General features: G+C 73.9%; 21 protein-coding genes. 3 read left to right on the top strand and 18 right to left on the bottom strand.

Annotated features, from left to right (window positions below; all coding sequences use genetic code 11):
• Positions 1 to 5 precede the first annotated feature (5 nt).
• On the top strand, positions 6 to 779 hold the full coding sequence (locus tag ACGFZP_RS16330) for an SDR family NAD(P)-dependent oxidoreductase (RefSeq protein ID WP_392932887.1): 774 nt from the start codon (positions 6 to 8) through the stop codon (positions 777 to 779).
• Between the two features lie 87 nt (positions 780 to 866).
• Here ACGFZP_RS16330 and ACGFZP_RS16325 read toward each other — a convergent pair whose 3' ends face one another.
• Positions 867 to 1,442, bottom strand: a complete 576-nt coding sequence (locus ACGFZP_RS16325; protein ID WP_392932884.1) for a GNAT family N-acetyltransferase — start codon at positions 1,440 to 1,442, stop codon at positions 867 to 869.
• Between the two features lie 476 nt (positions 1,443 to 1,918).
• Here ACGFZP_RS16325 and ACGFZP_RS16320 point away from each other — a divergent pair, with 476 nt between their 5' ends.
• Positions 1,919 to 2,818, top strand: a complete 900-nt coding sequence (locus tag ACGFZP_RS16320; RefSeq protein WP_392932881.1) for a lysozyme — start codon at positions 1,919 to 1,921, stop codon at positions 2,816 to 2,818.
• 113 nt (positions 2,819 to 2,931) lie between these two features.
• Here ACGFZP_RS16320 and ACGFZP_RS16315 read toward each other — a convergent pair whose 3' ends face one another.
• Both ACGFZP_RS16315 and ACGFZP_RS16310 read right to left on the bottom strand, forming a co-directional pair.
• On the bottom strand, positions 2,932 to 3,873 hold the full coding sequence (locus ACGFZP_RS16315) for an NAD-dependent epimerase/dehydratase family protein (RefSeq protein WP_392932879.1): 942 nt from the start codon (positions 3,871 to 3,873) through the stop codon (positions 2,932 to 2,934).
• 180 nt (positions 3,874 to 4,053) lie between these two features.
• Positions 4,054 to 4,509, bottom strand: coding sequence for a MarR family winged helix-turn-helix transcriptional regulator (locus ACGFZP_RS16310; protein ID WP_392932877.1), 456 nt, complete (start codon positions 4,507 to 4,509; stop codon positions 4,054 to 4,056).
• A gap of 313 nt (positions 4,510 to 4,822) precedes the next feature.
• Here ACGFZP_RS16310 and ACGFZP_RS16305 point away from each other — a divergent pair, with 313 nt between their 5' ends.
• Positions 4,823 to 6,262, top strand: a complete 1,440-nt coding sequence (locus ACGFZP_RS16305; protein WP_392932874.1) for an MFS transporter — start codon at positions 4,823 to 4,825, stop codon at positions 6,260 to 6,262.
• A 296-nt stretch (positions 6,263 to 6,558) separates the two neighbouring features.
• Here the strand turns inward: ACGFZP_RS16305 and ACGFZP_RS16300 are convergent, their stop codons facing one another.
• The 15 genes from ACGFZP_RS16300 to ACGFZP_RS16230 all read right to left on the bottom strand — a co-directional run bounded on the left by ACGFZP_RS16300 (position 6,559) and on the right by ACGFZP_RS16230 (position 19,323).
• On the bottom strand, positions 6,559 to 6,792 hold the full coding sequence (locus tag ACGFZP_RS16300) for a hypothetical protein (protein WP_392932871.1): 234 nt from the start codon (positions 6,790 to 6,792) through the stop codon (positions 6,559 to 6,561).
• Between the two features lie 88 nt (positions 6,793 to 6,880).
• Positions 6,881 to 7,288: a hypothetical protein gene (locus ACGFZP_RS16295; RefSeq protein WP_392932868.1), complete on the bottom strand. Its 408-nt coding sequence runs from the start codon at positions 7,286 to 7,288 to the stop codon at positions 6,881 to 6,883.
• 160 nt (positions 7,289 to 7,448) lie between these two features.
• Entirely contained in the window at positions 7,449 to 8,534 is a 1,086-nt protein-coding gene (gene hypE, locus ACGFZP_RS16290; protein ID WP_392933484.1) for a hydrogenase expression/formation protein HypE, read from the bottom strand.
• 19 nt (positions 8,535 to 8,553) lie between these two features.
• Positions 8,554 to 9,678: a hydrogenase formation protein HypD gene (hypD, locus tag ACGFZP_RS16285; protein ID WP_392932866.1), complete on the bottom strand. Its 1,125-nt coding sequence runs from the start codon at positions 9,676 to 9,678 to the stop codon at positions 8,554 to 8,556.
• A complete protein-coding gene (locus ACGFZP_RS16280; RefSeq protein ID WP_392932863.1) occupies positions 9,675 to 10,037 on the bottom strand; it encodes a HypC/HybG/HupF family hydrogenase formation chaperone in 363 nt (120 codons plus the stop codon). Before ACGFZP_RS16280 ends, hypD begins: the two co-directional genes overlap by 4 nt.
• Before the next feature lie 14 nt (positions 10,038 to 10,051).
• A complete protein-coding gene (gene hypF / locus ACGFZP_RS16275; protein ID WP_392932860.1) occupies positions 10,052 to 12,376 on the bottom strand; it encodes a carbamoyltransferase HypF in 2,325 nt (774 codons plus the stop codon).
• Complete coding sequence (gene hypB, locus ACGFZP_RS16270; RefSeq protein ID WP_392932857.1) at positions 12,373 to 13,185, bottom strand: hydrogenase nickel incorporation protein HypB; 813 nt, start codon at positions 13,183 to 13,185, stop codon at positions 12,373 to 12,375. The genes hypF and hypB overlap by 4 nt, the downstream gene beginning before the upstream one ends.
• Positions 13,186 to 13,190: 5 nt before the next feature.
• Entirely contained in the window at positions 13,191 to 13,562 is a 372-nt protein-coding gene (gene hypA / locus ACGFZP_RS16265) for a hydrogenase maturation nickel metallochaperone HypA (protein WP_392932854.1), read from the bottom strand.
• A gap of 124 nt (positions 13,563 to 13,686) precedes the next feature.
• Entirely contained in the window at positions 13,687 to 13,788 is a 102-nt protein-coding gene (locus tag ACGFZP_RS16260; RefSeq protein ID WP_392932851.1) for a DUF6893 family small protein, read from the bottom strand.
• Positions 13,773 to 14,372: a hydrogenase maturation protease gene (locus tag ACGFZP_RS16255; RefSeq protein ID WP_392932848.1), complete on the bottom strand. Its 600-nt coding sequence runs from the start codon at positions 14,370 to 14,372 to the stop codon at positions 13,773 to 13,775. The genes ACGFZP_RS16260 and ACGFZP_RS16255 overlap by 16 nt, the downstream gene beginning before the upstream one ends.
• Complete coding sequence (locus ACGFZP_RS16250) at positions 14,369 to 15,745, bottom strand: hypothetical protein (RefSeq protein WP_392932845.1); 1,377 nt, start codon at positions 15,743 to 15,745, stop codon at positions 14,369 to 14,371. Before ACGFZP_RS16250 ends, ACGFZP_RS16255 begins: the two co-directional genes overlap by 4 nt.
• Positions 15,742 to 16,404, bottom strand: a complete 663-nt coding sequence (locus ACGFZP_RS16245; protein WP_392932842.1) for a DUF6084 family protein — start codon at positions 16,402 to 16,404, stop codon at positions 15,742 to 15,744. Before ACGFZP_RS16245 ends, ACGFZP_RS16250 begins: the two co-directional genes overlap by 4 nt.
• Positions 16,401 to 17,054: a DUF5947 family protein gene (locus ACGFZP_RS16240; RefSeq protein ID WP_392932839.1), complete on the bottom strand. Its 654-nt coding sequence runs from the start codon at positions 17,052 to 17,054 to the stop codon at positions 16,401 to 16,403. Before ACGFZP_RS16240 ends, ACGFZP_RS16245 begins: the two co-directional genes overlap by 4 nt.
• Positions 17,051 to 17,545, bottom strand: a complete 495-nt coding sequence (locus tag ACGFZP_RS16235; protein ID WP_392932837.1) for a hypothetical protein — start codon at positions 17,543 to 17,545, stop codon at positions 17,051 to 17,053. The genes ACGFZP_RS16240 and ACGFZP_RS16235 overlap by 4 nt, the downstream gene beginning before the upstream one ends.
• Positions 17,542 to 19,323: a nickel-dependent hydrogenase large subunit gene (locus tag ACGFZP_RS16230; RefSeq protein ID WP_392932835.1), complete on the bottom strand. Its 1,782-nt coding sequence runs from the start codon at positions 19,321 to 19,323 to the stop codon at positions 17,542 to 17,544. Before ACGFZP_RS16230 ends, ACGFZP_RS16235 begins: the two co-directional genes overlap by 4 nt.
• Between the last annotated feature and the right edge of the window lie 55 nt (positions 19,324 to 19,378).

Raw genomic sequence — 19,378 nt, 5'->3', positions numbered from 1 at the left:
GGGGCATGGGACTTCTCGACGACAAGGTCACGATCATCACCGGCGCCGGGCGCGGTATCGGCGCCGCCGCCGCACGGCTCTTCGCCCGGGAGGGCGCCCTGCTGGTGCTGGCCGCCCGCACCGGGCCCGAGGTGGAGGCGCTGGCAGCCGAGCTGCGCGCGGACGGCGCCCCCGCGGTGGCGGTGACCGCCGACCTCACGACCGCGGTCGGCGCCGAACGTACCGTGGCGGCCGCACTGAGCGCGTTCGGGCGGCTCGACGCGGCCTTCGACAACGCCGGTTCGGGGCCCGTTCCCGCGCCGCTCGCCGAGCGCGGCGAGGACGACTGGGACGAGGTGCACGCGCTCAACCTGCGCGGCAGCTGGCTCTGCCTGCGCGCCCAGCTGCGGGTGATGGCAGCGGGCGGGCGCGGCGGGGCGGTGGTGCTGAACAGCGGCGTGGGGGCGCTGGTCGGCGGCTTCGGCGACGGCGTCCAGCAGGCCGCCAAGCACGGCCTGACCGGGCTGGTGAAGGCGGCCACCGCCGACTACGCGGGCCACGGGATCCGGGTCAACGCGGTCGCGCCGGGCGTGGTCCGGACCCCCGCGACGGAGGGGTTCTTCGCCGCGGGGCCGGAGTTCGAGGAGACGGTGGCCCGTTCCACCCCGCTCGGCCGGACCGCCCGGGACACCGAGATCGCCGAGGCGGCGGCCTGGCTGCTCAGCGACCGGGCTTCCTACGTCGCCGGTGTCACGCTCCCGGTGGACGGCGGGATCACGGCCACCTGGCGGTTCTCCTGAAGGTCCACCGTCCGGTTCTCCTGAAGGCCCACCGTCCGTTCTCCTGAACGGCCACCCGGCGGTTCTCCCGGGGACGGACCCCGGCCCCTACTCGACCGACTCCTTCGAGAACCCCTTGGTGAGCGTCTCGAACCGCAGGTCCGGCCGCAGCGGGACCCCGAACCGCTCGTCCCCGTACGGGAAGGGCGTGTACACGCCGGTTCGGCGGAACCCGCGGCGCTCGTACCAGGCGATCAGGTCGGACCGCTGCTCGATCACCGTCATCTCCAGCTCGGCCACGCCCCACTCCTCGGCCGCGACCCGCTCGGCCTCCGCCAGCACCAGCCGCCCGACACCGCCGCCCTGGCGACCGGGACGCACCGAGAACATGCCGAAGTAGGCGCGCTCGCCGCGGCGTTCCAGCTGGCAGCAGGCGAGCAGCTCGCCGGCCCGCTCGGCCAGCAGCACCACGCCGTCGGAGTGGGTGACGGCCGCGGTGACGCCCTCGGCGTCGGTGCGCTGCCCCTCCAGCAGGTCGGCCTCGGTGGTCCAGCCGGCCCTGCTGGAGTCGCCGCGGTAGGCGGACTCGACCAGCTCGACCAGGGCGGGGACGTCGGCGGTGGTCGCGGTCCGGAAGTCGAGGTCCTCGGTGGTGGTCCGGGTCTCGTAGGGCGTCTCGGGCATCGGTGGTGCGGTCCTTTCCGTACAGCGGTGGTGCGGGCACGCGAGGGGCACGGCCCCCAGGCATCGTGCCACAGGGCCCGGCACACCCCACCGGCCCGGTCCACCGGCCCGGTCCGCCGACCCGGTCCGCCAACCCGGGAGCGACCCGACCGCACCCCGACCGCACCCCGACCACGACCCGACCACACCCCCCGGCAGGGCCGCCCTCGCCCGGCCCGGACCCACCGCGCCCCGCGGGCGAACCGGACGCGACCACGAGGCGGCCACAGACCGACCACCGCCCGACCGGACGGCGAACTCTGCCTTCACCTCGACCTCCCAAGTCCCCTTGAGCGGCGCTGACGTGACGGCGGTTCAGGAAGTGACGCGCGAGATCTGGCGGTCGTGGCGAGTACATGGCTACTCTCTCAGCGGCCGCACTACCCGGCCGTCCGCAAGCCCTCACGGGCCACCAGCACCGGACCAGAGGAGTGTTCATGCCCAGCACTTCCCGCTCCGCCAGGCTCCACCCCCGGTACCCCGCCCGACGCCACCTGACGGCCCTCGGCTCCCTCGCCGCCGCCGTCGCGCTGGTCACCGGCCTCGCCGCCCCCGCATCCGCCGCCGAGCCCGAGCCCGCCGCTTCGGCCGCCCAGGCCGAACAGAGCGCGCAGCGCCCCGTCCTGCACCCCGACCTCGACTTCGCCGGCTCCACCGTCGCGGCACACGAAGGCAGAGCCGGCACCCCGGGCTCCCTCGCCCTCAGCGTCACCCAGACCCCGGGCCTGGACGTCGCCAGCTACCAGGGCAACGTCAACTGGTCCTCGGTCCGGGCCAACGGCGCCCGGTTCGCCTACGTCAAGGCCACCGAGGGCACCACCTACACCAACCCGTACTTCACCCAGCAGTACAACGGCTCGTACAACGCCGGCCTGATCCGCGGCGCCTACCACTTCGCCCTGCCGGACCGGTCCTCCGGCACCGCCCAGGCCAACTGGTTCGTCGACCACGGCGGCGGCTGGTCCCGTGACGGCAAGACCCTGCCGCCCGCCCTCGACATCGAGTACAACCCCTACGGCGCCACCTGCTTCGGCCTCAGCCAGAGCGCCATGGTCAGCTGGATCCGCTCCTTCAGCAACACCGTCCACACCCGCACCGGCCGCTACCCCACCATCTACACCACCACCAACTGGTGGTCGACCTGCACCGGCAACAACGGCGGCTTCGGCACCACCAACCCGCTCTGGATAGCCCGCTACGCCTCCTCGGTCGGCACCCTCCCGAACGGCTGGAGCTACCAGACCATCTGGCAGTACGCCGACTCCGGCACCTTCCCGGGCGACCAGAACGTCTTCAACGGCGCCTTCGACCGCATCCAGGCCCTCGCCAACGGCTGATCCCGCGGGAGTCCGTCCGGGCCGGGCCTGGGAGAAACGATTCCCCTCCCGGCCCGGACGGACCCAAGTCCATCCTCGTCCCCCTTATCCCCCCGAGGAGAGCCCCGCGCCTGTCACCCCGCCGCGGCCACCCGGCCACGCCACCAGTCCACCGTCGCCTTGACCTGCTCCTCGACGGGGGTGGCCCGGAGGGCGAAGGCGGCCCGGTAGGCGCTGGAGTCCACGACGAACGGACGGTCGAACTGGTAGCGGACCTCCTTCAGCTCGCGGATCAGCGGCGAGAAGAGCGCGGCCACCCCCAGCACCGCCGGCGAGAGCCTGCGCACCGCGACCGGCCCCGTCCCCGACTCGGCGGCCAGCAGGTCGACCATCTCCCGGACGGACCGCGCCGGTTCCGTCGGAACGTGCCAGGCCCGCCCCCACGCCCGCTCCTCCCCCGCGACCTCGACCAGCGCCCTGGCCACGTCGGGGAGGTAGCTCCAACTGTGCGGGGCGTCCGGATCCCCGAGCGTGGAGACCGGCTTGCCGCGCAGCAGCCGCGGCACGACCCGCCCGGCCAGGTACCCGCCGTCGGTCACGCCCGGACCGAAGAAGTCCGAGGCCCGTACCTCGACCGCCCTGATCCGGCCCTGCTCGTGCAGTGACCTCGCCTGCTCCCAGACGGCGGCGCGCACCCGCCCCTTGGGACCGGTCGCCGCGAGCGGCAGGTCCTCGGTCAACGGGCCGGCCGCCGGACCGTAGCCGTAGAGGTTGCCCAGCATGACCAGGACGGCCCCGGTCGCCTCGGCCGCCGCGCCGACCGCCGAGGCCAGCGCCGGCCACTCGGCCGCCCAGCGGTGGTAGGGCGGTGCGGCACAGTTGTAGATCGCGGCCGCGCCCTGCGCCGCCTCGGCCAGTGCGCCGCTCCGGGTCGCGTCCGCCGCGATGTGCTCGATGCCCGGCTCCGGACTCCGGCCCGACCTGGTGACGACCCGTACGGCATGGCCCTGCTCGGCCAGCAGCCTGGCGGTGGCCGCCCCGGCGGGCCCGAATCCCACAACGACATTAAGACTCACCCCGGCACACTAGCGCGCGGGTTCGGGTGCTCCCACGTCAGGGCCGGTGGCCCGCCCGGCCGTTCAGGCACCACAGTGGACGCCGGCGATCGCGTCCGGTCGGACGCCATCGCCCGAGCGCACGGAAACCCGGCCCCGGGCGTCACCGGGCGGCGGCCGCCGGGCGTCGCGGGGTGGTCCCTACGGCTGCCTGCGGGTGGCGGGTCGCCTGGTGTCGACGTTGCCGGTCAGGGCCTTGAGGACGCCGGGCAGCTCCGCCACCGTCCGAGCGGGCAGTCCAGCCACGGTTTCCTCCGCCAGAGCGCACCACAGCTGCTTGACCTGCTCGGTCAGCGCCCTGCCCGTGTCGGTGAGTTCGACGATGCTGGCCCGCTTGTCGGAGGGCGCGGGTGTGCGGCGGACGTGGCCGGAGGCTTCGAGCTTGCGGGCCATGAGCGTGACGCTGGGCGGCTCGCATCCGAGCGCCTCGCTGAGCTGGGCCTGGATCATCGGGCCGGTCCGGGCGAGTTCGAGCAGGAGCGCCTCCTGGCCGGGGTGCAGACCGAGCGGGGCGAGCAGGGCTGCGGTCCTGGCCCGGTGGCGCAGGCTCAGCAGGCGGATGGCCTGGTTGACGGCGTCGGCTTGCTCGAAGTCCACGGGTCTCTCCTTGACAGGTTAGTTACGCGGATAACATTATGCGCATAACTAATCCTGCGCGGCGCCGGGGAGCCGGACACGACCGTGGGAGTCCCCGTCCTCCACTACCGCACGGCCGGCGCCGTCCACCCGCTCGCGCAGACCGACGCCGACGGGACCACCCGCGGAATCAGGGCCGGAACAACCCCGCAGGCCGTGTGAGCGGCGGCGTCGCCCGCGTTCCCACCCGCCCCCGCCGGGGCGGCACGGAACCGGCAGGAAGCACGACACCCACGGATCCGCAGGATTCGCATACAGCATTCGGGAGGCGCTTGTGACAACCGAACCATCCCAGAAGACCCTGACGCACAGCCACGCGGGACCATCGAGCGGACGCAACCGGATGGTCCTGGCGCTGGTGTGCGCCTGCCAGTTCATGGTGATCCTGGACTCGGCCATCGTGAACGTCGCCCTGCCCTCGATCCGCGACGATCTCGGCTTTGCACCCGCCGGCCTGGCCTGGGTGGTGAACGGCTACCTGCTCACCTTCGCCGGCCTCATGCTGCCGGGCGGCCGGGCCGCCGACCTGTTCGGCCCACGCCGGATGCTGGTCGCCGGGCTCCTCCTGTTCTCCGCCTCAAGTCTGGTCGGCGGCCTGGCATCCGCTCCGGAGGTCCTGGTGGCGGCCCGCACCGCGCAGGGAGCCGGAGCCGCCATGATGGCCCCGGCAACACTGGCCGCGATCAACACCTCGTTCACCGGGCCGGATGCGCGTGCCAAGGCGTTCGGCGCATGGGCCGCCTCCGGCGGGGTGGGCGGGATGGCCGGCGCGGTCGCGGGCGGGGCCCTCACCACCGGCCTGTCGTGGCGGTGGGTCCTCCTCATCAACGTGCCGATCGGCGCCGCGCTGATCGCGGCGGCCCTGACATCGCCGGCCGACGCGCGGACCGGCCGGCGGGAATCGCTCGACCTCACCGGCGCGGTCACGGGGACGGCGGGCCTGGCCGCGCTGGTCTACGGGGTCATGCAGAGCGCCGATCACGGCTGGTCGTCCGGGCCGGTCGCCGGGCCGGTGGCGGCGGGCCTGCTCCTGCTCGCCGTCTTCACCGCGGTGGAGGCGCGCTTCGCCAACCCGCCGATGGTGCCCCTGCGGCTGTTCAGGATCCGGGGGGTCGCCGTCGGCAACGCCATGCTGCTGCTGTTCGGCGGGATCGGCATCGCGATGTGGTACTTCACCTCGCTCTTCCTGCAGAACGTCCTCGGCTTCAGTGCGCTTCAGGCCGGGCTCGGGCAGACGCCCGCGGCGGTGATGTTCATGGCGATCGCACGGTGGGCCTCCGGCCTGCTGCCGCGCACCGGGGTGCGTCCCCTGGTGCTGGCCGGCAGCGCCGCCCTCCTGGCCGGATTCGGCTGGCTCTCCCTGGCCGACGCAAACAGTGGCTACGTCACCGGCGTTCTCCTCCCCACCCTGCTCATTGCGGCCGGCATCGGACTGACGTTCCCGACCCTCATGGCCGCGTCGACCGCTGACGTTCCCGGGGGCGACGCGGGGATCATCGGCGGCCTGGCCAACACCGCCGGCCAGGTGGGCGGGTCGGTGGGCCTGGCAGTGCTCGCCACAGCCGCCGACGCCAGAGCCGCCACCAGGGCCGACGGGAGCTCCCCGGCCGCCGCCCTCGCCGCCGGGTACGACCTCGTCTTCCTCATCGCAGCCGGGGTCGGCCTGGCCATCGCGGTGGTCGGCATACTCCTGCCTCGGCACCGACGCGGCTGACGGCCGACCGCTACCGCCGCTCGTCCTGCGCGCGGAGGCCGGGTGGCACTGGACCGGACAGGGCCAGATCGCGGCGGCCCGGTTGCACGCGGGTACGGGAGCGGGCGCCTCACCTGCCGTGCCGACCGGACGCCTCCTCCGGCCCGGGGCGGAAATCACCGGTGCCACCACCGCACCGCATCCTGCGGACCGGAGCCTGCGCACCCCGTGCGATCAGGTGCCAAGGCACTTCCCCACCCGTCGATCCCCCACCGGGTGGCGGCCGCTTCGACCGCCACCCGGGCCGACGGCGGGGCTCAGCCCAGCCGTGCGGTCAGCCGGCGGAGCGCGGCCGGCAGCGCACCCGGCCGGCGGCCCTCGCGGGCGTCGACCCGGCCCGCGGGCGGGCCCTCGAACCCGGCCTGACCGGCGGGCGGGTCGGCGGACGCGCCGACGGACGGACCGGCAGACCGGCCGGCGGGCGGCGCCGCACTGCGGCTGGCCTCGGCGCGCACCAGCGCACCCATGGCCGTGTAGACGTCGAAGGGCATGACGGAACTCCTGCGGTGTGAACCTGACGGTGGGCGCACAGGGCCGCGATCCGCGGGGTTGGACCCCCGGATCGCGGCCCGGGGCCTGTCAGCAGCGCAGGACGACTCCGCGTCCGGCATCGGGGCGGGCGCGCTCGGCCTGCCGGTCCGCGGCGGGGCCGGGCGAGGCCCCGGGCGCGGGGCCCGCCGCCGGACGGGGCCCCGGAGGGAGTAGGCCCGGCAGCGGCCCGCGGGAGTGCCCGACCCGGTCGGTGGAGGCGCCGGCCGGGGCGTTCCCGTGGTCACGCCGGCGTTCGCCGGGCTCCGGGCAGTCGTCCCCGTCGAAGGGCACGGCGGGAGCGCCGGGGAGCTCCCCGGTCGTGGTGCAGCGGTCGAGGGCGAGCCGGTGCAGGGAGTCGGCGGTGCCGGCCCCGGTCAGCAGGGCGAGGACGGCGGCCAGCAGCACCGCGAGCGCGCAGCGGATCGCGGTGCCACCGAGCCGAGCCGTACGCCCCATGCGGAACCCTCCGACGACATCCCTGTCCAGCCAACCGCCAGTTCCTGCCGCCGCACGCCCGCCTCACCCGAAAGGGCGTGGAATTCACTCCCCCGGATCGGCCCGGCGCGCGGCCGGGGCCACCGGAGACGCCACGGACGCCACGGAGGACAGCGACGGCTCAGCAGATCCGGGGCAGCTGCTCCCCCAACGGAAGGTCCACGACCCGGGTCCCGCCGAGCGGCGTCCGGGCGACGACCATGCCCGGGTGGTCGGCCACGCACTCGCCGATCACGGCCGCCCCGGCGCCCATCGGGTGCGCGCGCATCGCGGCGAGCACCTCCTCGGCCGCGTCCCGCGGCACGAACGCCACGAGCTTGCCCTCGTTGGCCACGTACATCGGGTCCAGTCCGAGAATCGCGCAGGCGTTGGCGACCTGGTCCGGGATCGGCACCCGCCGCTCCTGGACGACGACGCCGACCCCGGCCGCCGCGGCGATCTCGTTGAGGGCCGCGGCCAGTCCGCCCCGGGTGGGGTCGCGCAGGACGTGCAGGTCCGGGGTGACGGCGAGCATGGCCTCGACCAGCCCGCCCAGCGGCGCGCAGTCGCTCTCGATCTCCACGCCGAACTCCAGGCCCTCCCGGACGCTCATGATGGCGACCCCGTGCAGTCCGATGTTCCCGCTGACGATCACCACGTCCCCGGGCTCGGCACGCTGGGGGCGGATGTCCACGCCGTCCGGGACGATGCCGATCCCGGCGGTGTTGAGGTAGATCCCGTCCCCGTGTCCGGCCTCGACGACCTTGGTGTCACCGGTCGCGATCTGGACCCCCGCCGCCTTGGCCGCGCGCCCGACCGCCTGGGCGACCCGGCCGAGTACCGCCGTCTCGACGCCCTCCTCCAGGATGAACCCGCAGCTCAGGTAGGCGGCCCGGGCACCGCTCATGGCAAGGTCGTTGACGGTTCCGTTGACCGCGAGGTCGCCGATGCTGCCACCGGGGAAGAACAGCGGTCGGACGACGTAGGAGTCGGTCGAGAAGGCGAGCCGGGCGCCGCCGAGGGTGAGCACGGCGGAGTCGCCGAGGCCCGCGAGGATCCGGTTGCCGAAGGCCGGCACGAAGACGTTCTCCACCAGTTCGGCGGACATCGCACCGCCCCCGCCGTGGCCCATCACCACCCGCGGGTAGTCGCGCAGCGGGAGCGGGCAGCTCCAACCCGAGAAGTCCGGCGCTTCGACGACCGCGCCGACCTGCGGCTCGGTGAGGATGTCGGTGAGGATGTCGCTGTCAGCCAACGGGGCTCGCCTCCCGGGAAACGGCCGGCACACCGAGCCGGCGGTAGAGGTAGTACGCGGCGCAGGCACCCTCGCTGGAGACCATCGTCGCGCCGAACGGGGTCCGCGGCGTACAGGTCGTGCCGAAGGCCTCGCACTGGTTCGGCTTGATCAGCCCCTGCAGCACCTCGCCGCTGCGGCACTGCGAGGGCTCGCGGGTGTTGATGCCGGCCACGTCGAAGCGGTACTCGGCATCGTGCTCGCGGTAGCGCTCGGACAGCCGCCAGCCGCTCTGCGGGATGACGCCGATACCGCGCCATGCCCGGTCGGCCACCTCGAACACGTCCTCCAGCATCGCGCGGGCCGCCGGGTTGCCCTCGTCTCGGACGGCGCGCGGGTAGGCGTTCTCCACGGTGTGTTCGCCCCGCTCCAGCTGGTGCACGGCCCGCCGGACGCCCTCCAGGATGTCGAGTGGCTCGAACCCGGTGACCACGAGCGGCACCCGGTACCGCTCGGCGAGCGCCGGGTACTCCCCGGTGCCCATCACACTGCAGACGTGCCCGGCGGCCAGGAACCCCTGCACCCGGCAGTCCGGGGACTGCATGATCGCCTCGATGGCGGGCGGGACCCTCACATGGGAGACCAGCATGCTGAAGTTGCCGATGCCGTGCTTCCTGGCCTGGTGCACCGCCATCGCGTTGGGCGGGGCCGTGGTCTCGAACCCGATGCCGAAGAACACCACCTGCTTGCGCGGGTTCTCCCGGGCGATCCGCAGCGCGTCGAGCGGCGAGTACACCACCCGGACGTCGCCGCCCTCTCCGCGCACCCGGAAGAGGTCCCGGTCCGTTCCGGGCACCCGCAGCATGTCGCCGAAGGAGCAGAAGACCACGTCCGGCCGGGAGGCGATCTCCAGGGCCTTGTCGATCACCTCCAACGGCGTGACGCACACCGGGCAGCCCGGGCCGTGGATCAACTCCACTTCGTCCGGGAGGAGTTGATCGATGCCGTGGCGGATGATGGTGTGCGTCTGGCCGCCGCAGACCTCCATCAGCGCCCACGGCCTGGTCACCGTCGCCCTGATGTCGTCGAGCAGGCCCCGGGCCAACTCCGGGTTGCGGAACTCCTCCAGGTACTTCACCGCCCCGCCTCCTCGATCGCCCCGGCCCCGGCCGGGCCACCGGCCACACCGCCGGCACCAGCCCCGTCAGCACCAGCACCCGCGAAGCCGGCCGCACCCGCGGCCGCCTCCCACGGGTCGCCGAACTCCTCCTGCAGGAGCCCGAGTTCCGCGAAGAGCTCCAGCGTCTTCAGGGCCGACTCCTCGTCCAGCCGCTGCAGCGCGAACCCGACGTGCACGATCGCGTAGTCGCCCACCACGAGATCCGGCAGGTACTCCAGGCAGACGTCCTTGACGACACCGCCGAAGTCCATGACCGCCATCCGGGTGCCGTCGCGTTCCTCGACGTCCACCACTCTTCCAGGCACCGCCAGGCACATGGGCGCCCCTCCTCTCAGTCGGCCGACCGCGCGGCCACCATGAGCTGGCCCAGGGCCAGCCCTCCGTCGTTGGGCGGCACCCTGCGGTGGCGCAGCACGGTGAAGCCGTCCTCCCGCAGTCCGCGTGTACAGGCCGAGAGCAGCACCGCGTTGGCGAAGACGCCCCCGGTGAGCGCGACCGTCTGCACGAAGTGCCGGTCCCGGGCCGCCGCGCACCAGGACCGGACCAGGTCCGCCACCCCGGCGTGGAACCGTGCCGCGACGAGACCGGCCGGGGCTCCGGAGCGCAGGTCCGCCACCGCCGAGCGCAGCACCGGTGCCGGGTCGGCCACCAACGTCCCTGCGGCGGAGCTCAGTTCGAAGGCGTAGCCGTCGGCCGGGCCATGCGCCTGCGCCGAGGCCTCCAACTCGATCGCCGCCTGGGCCTCGTACCCCGCCCGGTGGCACACCCCGGCCAGCGCGGAGACGGCGTCGAACAGCCGGCCCATGCTGGAGGTCGGTACGCAGTTCAGTCCGAGCTCCAACTGGCGCTCCAGTAGCCGCCGTTCCTCGTCCGGGCAGGCGCACACGCAGGGCAGGTCGGCCGTCCAGGCGATGCCCGCCGACCGCAGGTGCGCCAGCGCGACCCGGTACGGCCGGGCGACCGCGGCATCACCGCCGGGCAGCGGCACGTAGGCCAGGTGCGCCAACCGCTCGAATCCGTCGTAGTCGGCGAGCAGCAACTCGCCGCCCCAGACGGCGCCGTCGTCCCCGTAGCCGGTCCCGTCGAAGGCCACTCCGAGGACGGGGCCGGTGCCGTCGAGTCCGTGCTCGGCCATCACCGAGGCGATGTGCGCGTGGTGGTGCTGGACGGGGAGCACCGGCCGGCCCTGCGCCGTGCGCCGGGCGAGTGCCCCGGACCGGTAGCCGGGGTGCCGGTCGCAGACCAGCAGTTCGGCTTCGACCCCGGTCACGGCGCCCAGGTGCTCCACCGCCCGCCCGAAGGCGTCCAGGGTGGCCAGGTCGTCCATGTCCCCGATGTGCCCGGACATCCAGGCGTGGCGGCCGCGGGCCAGCGCGAAGGTGTTCTTGAGGTCTCCGCCCACCGCGAGGACCGGCCGGACGGGTCGGGGGAGCGTCAGCGGCAGCGGCGCGTAGCCGCGCGACCGGCGGACGGGCAGCGGCTCGCCGTCGACGACCCGGAGGACCGAGTCGTCGCAGGGGACGTGGATCCGCCGGTCGTGCAGGAGCCAGGCGTCCACCAGCGGCGCCAGCCGCTCCCGGGCCTCGCGGTCGTCGGTGATGATCGGCTCGCCGGAGAGGTTGGCGCTCGTCATCACCAGCGGCCCGGCGCCGGGAGGATCGCCCGGCAGTCCCAGCAACAGGTGGTGCAGCGGCGTGTAGGGCAGCATCACCCCGAGGTCCGGGCTCCGCGGGGCCACCGCCTCCGCGAGCGCCTCCCCGCCCGGCGGGCGGCCGGTGGCGCGCCGCAGCAGGACGATCGGGCGGACCGGTCCGGTCAGCAGCTCCCGCTCGACCGGTCCGACGCACGCCAGCGCCTCGGCCTCCTCGATGGAGCGGGCCATCAGCGCGAACGGCTTGTCGGCGCGGCCCTTGCGCCGCCGCAGGGTCGCCACGGCCACCGGGTCGGCGGCGTTGCAGGCCAGGTGGTAGCCGCCGAGTCCCTTCACCGCGAGCACCGCGCCGTCCGCCAGCATCCGCCGGGCCCGCGTCAGCGCCTCCTCCCCCGCCAGGGCCGGGCCGCCGGGGCGGACGAGGGAGAGCCGCGGCCCGCACGCGTGGCAGGCCACGGGCTGGGCGTGGAACCGCCGGTCGGCCGGGTCGCGGTACTCGCGGGCGCAGTCCGGACACATCGGGAACCCGGCCATCGTGGTGGCCGCCCGGTCGTACGGGAGCGCGGTGACGATGGTGAACCGCGGGCCGCAGTTCGTGCAGGTGATGAACGGGTGCCGGTGGCGCCGGTCCCCCGGGTCGGCGAGCTCCCGCAGGCAGTCGGCGCAGGTCGCGGTGTCCGGCGGGATCAGGGCGCGCCGCGGCCCGCCGGCCAGCGAGGCGACGATGGTGAACCCCGGCGCCCCGGTGGCGCTCAGCGGTCGGTGCTCGACCGCGGTGACCTCGGCCAGCGGCGGGGCGTCGGCGCGGACCCGGTGGCAGAAGGCGTCCAGCGCCTCGACCGTGCCCTCGATCTCCGCCACCACGCCCTCACCGGTGTTGGTGACATGGCCGGTCAGCCCGAGTTCGGTGGCCAGCGAGAAGACGAACGGCCGGAAGCCCACCCCTTGGACGACTCCGCGCACGGCGAGGCGCCGACGCTCGGTCGCGGTCCCACCTGTCGTCAAGGCCGGCCCGCCGCGGTGTGCTCGTGCTCGTGCCCATGATCGTGCCCGTGCCCGTGCTCATGCCCGTGCCCGTGCTCATGCCCGTCCCCGTGCGTGTGCCCGTCCCCGTGCGTGTGCCCCGGCGCGCAGGCCAGCACCGGGCGGTGCACCGGCCCGCCCGCGAGCACCGCGAGCGCGCGCTCCAGCAGCTCGCCGCGCCCCTGCCCGGTGCGGGCCGAGGTGAACAGCACCTCGACACCCGGGTTGACCCGCTCGACGTTGGCCAGGAACCCCTCCCGGTCGAACTCGGCCGCTTCGGCCAGGTCGGTCTTGGTGACCACCACCAGGTTGGCCAGGCCGAAGGCCGTCGGGTACTTGAGCGGCTTGTCCTCGCCCTCGGTGACCGAGGCCAGCGCCACCCGCAGGGACTCCCCGAGGTCGTAGGAGGCCGGACAGACCAGGTTGCCGACGTTCTCCACGAAGAGCAGCCGGGTGTCGGCGGGCAGCCAGCCGACCAGGTGGCCGCGGAGCATGGATGCCTCCAGGTGGCACAGCCCGTCGGTGAGGACCTGCTTGACCGGCATGCCCGAACGGGCCAGCCGCAGCGCGTCGTTCTCGGTGGCAAGGTCCGCGGTGAGGGCCGCGACCGGCACCCCGCGCTCACCCGCCAGCGCCAGTTCGGCCTCCAGCAGCGCGGTCTTCCCGCTGCCCGGACTGGACAGCAGGTTGACGGCCGCGCAGTTCCGTCCGGCCAGCTCGGCGCGCAACTCCTGTGCGCCGGCGTCGTTCTTGGCGAGTACGGCCTGGTGCAACTCGACCATTCGGCACATGGCGTTCAGCCCTCCCGGACGATGGCCGAGTGGTCGGCCCACTCGGCGCTGAGGATCCGCAGCTCCCGGCCGGACAACAGGGCGACCTGTCCGGAGGCGCAGTGCGGGCAGGTGAGGTCCGGGGGCATCCCGACCGCCCACTCGGTGTCGCAGCCGCCACAGCGGGCGCGCGCCGGAACGGTCTCGGTGACCAGCTCCGCACCGGCCACCACCGTGTCCGCACAGGCCAGTTCGAAGCAGAAGGCCAGGGCGTCGGGCACCACGCCGGCGAGTTCGCCGACCTGGAGCCGGACCGCCCTGACCCCGTCCGCACCGGCCTCGCGGGCGGCCTCGGCCACCTGGTCCACGACGGCCGCCGCGATGGACATCTCGTGCATCGGCCTCACTCCCGGGTCGCTGGACAACCGCTCCAGTAGAGAGCGCGGTGGCGGCACGGGCTTCGAGCCGCGCCGCCACCGCACCCGAGGTCAATCCGTTTGCAGTAGTGGATCCACGGGCCTCTCACATCCGCGAGATCCGCACGTATCGCCGCAGGTCGTCCAGGTTCCGCACGATCGCGCAGGCGGCCGCCAACACGACCGCGCCGATCACGAACTTCCGCATGGTGAAGCCTTTCTGTCCGCCCGTTCGCCGGGCCGCTCGTCTCGTTGTCCGGGCTGCTCGGCCCGTTCGCCGGGCTGCCCCGCCCGCCCGTCAGGCGCCCGCTCCTCCTCCACGGTCCGCAGAATCAGGTCCACGGCATGGTCGGCGGCCTGGTCCACCGCCGGGCTCAGCCCGATCCCCTCCTCCAGGGACTTCGGCTCGCACCCCACCACCAGGATCCGGCCGGGCGGGGTGCCGCCCGTTCCGGCGCTCAGGGTGGCGAGCAGGGCGAGCACCGCGTCCGGACCCATCCGGTGCCCGTCCAGCAGGGCGGCGTCCGCCGGCTCCACCGGGCCGGCGTCGGCCTCGATCAGGTACACGGTGCCGGGTGGCCCGCCCCGCATGGTGGCGTCCACCAGGATCAACGTCCGGTATCCGTCGAGGAGTTGGTAGGCGAGGTGGACGCCCCGGACGCCGAAGTCGACCACCTCGACGCCGTCGGGCAGCGGCCGGGCCGCCAGCCGCCCCACGGTCTCCACGCCGAAGCCGTCATCGCCGAGGAAGATGTTGCCGACCCCGGCGACCAGGACGCGGCCGCCGCTCACGGCTCCTCCAGCGGTTCGACCTCGTCCGGCTGGAAGTACCGGAAGCGGCCCTGCGCCCGCCACAGGTCGGCGCCCGGGTCGCCCTCGATCGTGACGGCCAGGTGCACCGAGCCGTCGACGTCGTGCAGAACGGCCTCCACCAGCGCCGTGCGGCCGTGCAGGAAGAGGTCCTGGGCGTCGGTGCGGCGCCGACCGGGCTTCAGCAGCACGCGACTGCCCGCCCCGACCGAGTGCTCGCCCACCTGGACCCGGTCCCGGTCCGGGTCGACGCCCGGGTCGCCGCCCGGGTCCCACCAGGGCTGCCCGTCGGCCGGGTCGGCCGGGGCCCCGGTGACGTCGCGCAGCGCGCGGACGGCGCCGTGCAGGCGCTCCAGCACCTCGGGGGGCATCGAGTCGGCGAGGTCGATGACGGCGCCGGCCCGCGGGTCGGTGCCCCGGGCCTCCCGCTTCTCCCGGTCGGTCAGGGCGGCCGTGCGCAGGGCGAGGATCTCGTCGATCTCGGTCGCGTCGTAGAGCTCGCCCGGGCTCTCGGGGGCCACCTGCGGGTGGTCCTCCAGGATGATCGGCGAGGACAGCAGGACGTCGGCGCGCCCGTCGCCGCCGGCCAGGACCGGCCAGGTGTGCTCGTTGCGGCACTCGGCCGCCGCCTCCCTGGCCCACTCGGGCGGGTCGGTGGCGGAGAGGAAGCGCCCGCGTTCGAGGCCGAGCAGCAGGTGCGCCGAGACCAGCGAGCGGGCCAGCGCCGCATCGCGTCCGGCGCCGGCCGGCGGCCGCCAGTCGGAGGTGTTCTCCACCACCGCCGTCAGCCGCAGCGTCCCGTACGGGCCCGGCACCTCCTGCACGCTCAACCGCAGGACTGCGTCGACCTGTTCGTGGCGGCGCAGTAGCCGACCGACCGGGCGGCCGTCCTCCTGGACGGTCTCCTGCTCCTCGCCGGCCGCCAGCCGAACCGCCCTGACCACCTCACCGGCCGCCAACTCGTCTACCGGGAAGGTGAGTTCGATCCTCTCCTCGACGCCCTCGTCCCAGGGCACCAGCACCCGGTCGGCCAGCGCGAGCTCCTCCACCGTCTCGAAAGCCCGGGATCCGACGGCCCGTTGGACGGTGCGTCGGCGGGCGTGCAGGAACCGCAGCTCGACCGCGAGGCGGTCGCCGCGGCGCGGTTCCATCAGGCACTCGGTGCGCTGGTGCGAGTGCTCGGCGGCGTCCCGCCCGTACCCGGGCGGCACGAGGACCCCGAACTGCCAGCGCAGCCGGTTCTTGGCCGCCGAGGCGCGGTACGGGTAGAGGACGTACCCCTCCAGGAGGACCGCGTCGGCGATCTGCCGGGCGGTCGCGAAGCGGTCCACCCGTTCCTCCGGTACGGCCGTCATCGGACACCCTCCTCGATCCGGGCGGCTCCGAGGAGTTCGCGGAGCGTCGCCTCCCATGACGTCAGCGCCCGGCTGGAGCGGTAGGCGAGCAGCTCGTCCATCAGGTCGCCCGGCAGCCGCAGCCAGCCGCACCCCGGGAAGTGCTGCTCGATCATCTCCCGCCAGACCGCGACCGGCAGCCGCACCGCGGCCTCCCGGTCCCAGGGCACCGGCACGACCTGGAAGCCGCCCGGTCCGGCGAACGCGGTGCCCGAGAAGAGCAGCAGCACCGGGGCCTCGCCGCCGTCGAGCGCCCGCAGGTAGCGGGTGGCGGCGATGTCCAGGTCGTAGGTGCAGGGCACCGGCAGGTCCACCTCGGTGGTGCCCGTGAAGCCCGGGACCATCAGGGCGACCTGCGCGAGCTGGATCGGGTGGAGCGTGGTCGCCCAGCGCTCGCGCTCGCCGAACAGGTCGGCCAGGCGGCCGCCTTCGGCCTCGTCGTAGCCGCGCCGGGCCGGTTCGATCCGCAGCTGGCAGCGGAGGGCGAGGGCGTGCACCCGCACCCCCTCGGGCGCCGTGATCCGCAGCCGGAACACCAGGGTCGGCCCGGCGGCGTACGGGTCGGCCCGCACGCCGGTGCAGTCGAACCGCAGGCCGGCCCCGATCGCCTGTTCGCTCATGCCGGCTCCTCCTCGGGCAGCGCCTTGGCCAGGCCGGCCACGCGGGCGAAGAACGCGTCGAGTTCGCCGCGGGCCTCGGCCCCGCCGTCGAAGCCCTGCCAGAACAGCCGCATCCGGCCGACGAGTTCGTAGCAGACGTCGATCGGGACGAGGAAGCACTCGATCCGCCCGGCGGACCGGCGCAGTAGCAGTGCCTCGACGTCCGGCTCCAGCAGCCCGGCGAGCCGGTTGCCGGAGAGCGCCGTCTGCCAGGTCTCCTCGTCCAGCTCGCTCTCGGTCGCGCCGGCCGGGCTCGGGTAGAGCGCGACCAGGCGGTCGAGCGCCGCGTTGCGGAAGAGGAAGGCGGTGCCGACCGGGATGCGCAGGGTGGCCCAGGCCTCCTCGTCCAGCACCCTCCCGGGGTCGGCGAGGTACCGGTCGGGCACGCCCCGGTAGCGGCCGGCGGCGGCGCCGGGCTCCCGGAACAGCAGCCCGCAGGCCGTGCAGGCGCAGACCAGTGACCGCTCCTCGGTGTCCACCAGGTGCCGGTGCCCGGGCGGCAGGGCCAGGCCGCAGAAGGAGCAGCGCTCCGGCTGCGGGGGCGAGGGCTCGCGGAGCCTGCGCAGCAGCGCCGTTCCCGGCCTGGCCGGTGCCGGCCGGACGGCGCTCACCGGGCCTCGGCCGGGGCCGGCGGGCGGGTGCCGATCTGCAACAGCTGCGGGGCGCGGGCCAGTTCGACCATGGTGACCTCCGGGGCGTGGCAGGCGAGCGCGCCCTCGATCGCCTCGCGCGCGGCCTCCTCCGTCCCGGCGCAGCCGCATCCGCCGCTCGCCGACCGGGCGAGCCGCAGGGTGCCGTCCTCGGGGTCGAAGCCGAGGACCCGCACCGGGTGCTCGGGCAGCGACGCGAGCGCCCGCTCGATCCGGGCGGCGACCGGCTCCGGGTGGAGGTCGTGCAGCACCAGCAGGCCGGCGGCGGCCGGGTCGTCGAGCACGGCCGAGAGCGCGTGCTCGGGGAGCAGCGCGACGATCCGGGCGAGCCCCTCGCCGTAGAAGGCCATCAGTTCGCGCACCAGGTCCTCGGCCACGGCGGACTGGCCGCGCCCGGCCAGCGAGTCCAGGGCCTCCTGGACCCGCCGGCCGGTCTGCTCGGCCGTGGTCACGCGAGCCCGCTCAGGCCGGTGGGGACGTGCATCTTCTGCACGGTGCGCCCGCCGCCCACGTACATGTGCACGCCGCAGGGCAGACAGGGGTCGAAGCTGCGGACGGCGCGCATGATGTCGATGCCCTTGAAGTTCTCCGGGGAGTTCTCCTCGAAGATGGGCGTGTTCTGCACCGCGTCCTCGTACGGGCCCGGTGTGCCGTAGCTGTCGCGGACGCTGGCGTTCCACGGGGTGGGCGGGTACGGGTGGTAGTTGGCGATCTTCCCGTCGCGGATCACCATGTGGTGCGAGAGGACGCCGCGCACGGCCTCGGTGAAGCCGCAGCCGATGGACTCGTCGGGCACCTCGAACCGCTCCCAGGTCTGGCTGCGGCCGGCGCGGACCTCGGCGAGCGCCTTCTCCGCGAAGTGCAGTGCGGCGGCCGCGGCGTAGGCCTGGAAGTAGGTGCGGGCCCGGTTGCGCTCGATGGCGTTGGACCACTGCGGGATCTTCCACTCGAAGCTGACCTCGGGCTTGGTCATCGAGCGGGGGAGGTTGATCTGGACGCTGTGGCCGGTGGCCTTGACGTAGCCGATGTCCACCAGGCCGGAGAGGGCGGTGGACCAGAGGCGGGCGATCGGGCCGCCGCCGGTGTCCAGGGCCAGGTGGTCCTTGCCGTCGAACCAGCGCGGGGACATCACCCAGCTGTACTTGTCGTCGAAGTCGCGCTTCTGCGGGGCGGGGATGGTGTGCTGGTTCCAGGGGTGGCGGGGGTCGACCGGGTTGCCGAGCGGGTCGTGGGTGACGAACTGCTCCTTGCCCTCCCAGTCCTGGTAGTAGGAGCTGCCGAGCAGGATCCGGATGCCGAGGTTGATCTCGGTGAGGTCGTTGGTGACCAGCTTGCCGTCGACCACCACGCCCGGGGTGACGAACATCCGCCGGCCCCAGTCCGACATGTTGCGGTAGGTGAAGTCGCAGTGGTCCGGGTCGTTGAGCGCGCCCCAGCAGCCGAGCAGGACGCGCCGCCGGCCGACCTCCTCGTACCCGGGGAGCGCCTGGTAGAAGAAGTCGAAGAGGTCGTCGTGGAGCGGCACGACCTTCTTCATGAACTCCACGTACCGCATCAGCCGGGTCAGGTAGTCGGTGAACAGCTGCACGGTGGCGACGGTGCCGACACCGCCCGGGTAGAGCGTGGACGGGTGCACGTGGCGCCCCTCCATCAGGCAGAACATCTCCCGGGTGTAGCGGCTGACCTGGAGCGCCTCGCGGTAGAACTCCCCCTCGATGGGGTTGAGCGAGCGCATGATGTCGGCGATCGTCCGGTAGCCGTGGTCGCCGGCGTGCGGGGCCGGGGTGCGTTCGGCGAGGTCCAGGACGCCCGGGTTGGTCTCGCGGACCATCTTCTCGCAGTAGTCCACCCCGACCAGGTTCTCCTGGAAGATGTTGTGGTCGAACATGTACTCGGCGGCCTCGCCGAGGTTGATGATCCACTCGCCGAGGTGCGGCGGCTTCACCCCGTACGCCATGTTCTGCGCGTAGACGGAGCAGGTGGCGTGGTTGTCCCCGCAGATCCCGCAGATGCGGCTGGTGATGAAGTGCGCGTCGCGCGGGTCCTTGCCGCGCATGAACACGCTGTAGCCGCGGAAGACCGAGGAGGTGCTGTAGCACTCCGCGACCCTCTTCTGCTTGAAGTCGATCTTCGTGTGGATGCCGAGGCTGCCCACGATCCGGGTGATCGGATCCCAGGACATCTCCGTCAGGCCGCTGCCGTCGCCGGCCGCCCTCGTCGTCTGTGTCATCGTGCCTGCTGCGCCCTTCTGGGGGAAACGGGAGGATCGGGAGGTGGCCGGGACG

The sequence above is a fragment of the Kitasatospora sp. NPDC048239 genome, assembly GCF_043202015.1.
Taxonomy (GTDB): domain Bacteria; phylum Actinomycetota; class Actinomycetes; order Streptomycetales; family Streptomycetaceae; genus Kitasatospora.
The sequence above is the reverse complement of the archived record's forward strand: the minus strand, read 5'-3'. Positions and strand labels throughout refer to the sequence as shown.

Excerpts from the sequence above, each read along its gene's own strand:
- ACGFZP_RS16330 (WP_392932887.1), top strand. The coding sequence starts at position 6 with ATGGGACTTCTCGACGACAAGGTCACGATCATCACCGGCGCCGGGCGC.
- ACGFZP_RS16230 (WP_392932835.1), bottom strand. The coding sequence starts at position 19,323 with ATGACACAGACGACGAGGGCGGCCGGCGACGGCAGCGGCCTGACGGAG.
- ACGFZP_RS16245 (WP_392932842.1), bottom strand. The coding sequence starts at position 16,404 with ATGAGCGAACAGGCGATCGGGGCCGGCCTGCGGTTCGACTGCACCGGC.
- hypA (WP_392932854.1), bottom strand. The coding sequence starts at position 13,562 with ATGCACGAGATGTCCATCGCGGCGGCCGTCGTGGACCAGGTGGCCGAG.
- ACGFZP_RS16320 (WP_392932881.1), top strand. The coding sequence starts at position 1,919 with ATGCCCAGCACTTCCCGCTCCGCCAGGCTCCACCCCCGGTACCCCGCC.
- ACGFZP_RS16295 (WP_392932868.1), bottom strand. The coding sequence starts at position 7,288 with ATGGGGCGTACGGCTCGGCTCGGTGGCACCGCGATCCGCTGCGCGCTC.
- ACGFZP_RS16300 (WP_392932871.1), bottom strand. The coding sequence starts at position 6,792 with ATGCCCTTCGACGTCTACACGGCCATGGGTGCGCTGGTGCGCGCCGAG.
- ACGFZP_RS16325 (WP_392932884.1), bottom strand. The coding sequence starts at position 1,442 with ATGCCCGAGACGCCCTACGAGACCCGGACCACCACCGAGGACCTCGAC.
- ACGFZP_RS16260 (WP_392932851.1), bottom strand. The coding sequence starts at position 13,788 with ATGCGGAAGTTCGTGATCGGCGCGGTCGTGTTGGCGGCCGCCTGCGCG.
- hypB (WP_392932857.1), bottom strand. The coding sequence starts at position 13,185 with ATGTGCCGAATGGTCGAGTTGCACCAGGCCGTACTCGCCAAGAACGAC.
- ACGFZP_RS16280 (WP_392932863.1), bottom strand. The coding sequence starts at position 10,037 with ATGTGCCTGGCGGTGCCTGGAAGAGTGGTGGACGTCGAGGAACGCGAC.
- ACGFZP_RS16250 (WP_392932845.1), bottom strand. The coding sequence starts at position 15,745 with ATGACGGCCGTACCGGAGGAACGGGTGGACCGCTTCGCGACCGCCCGG.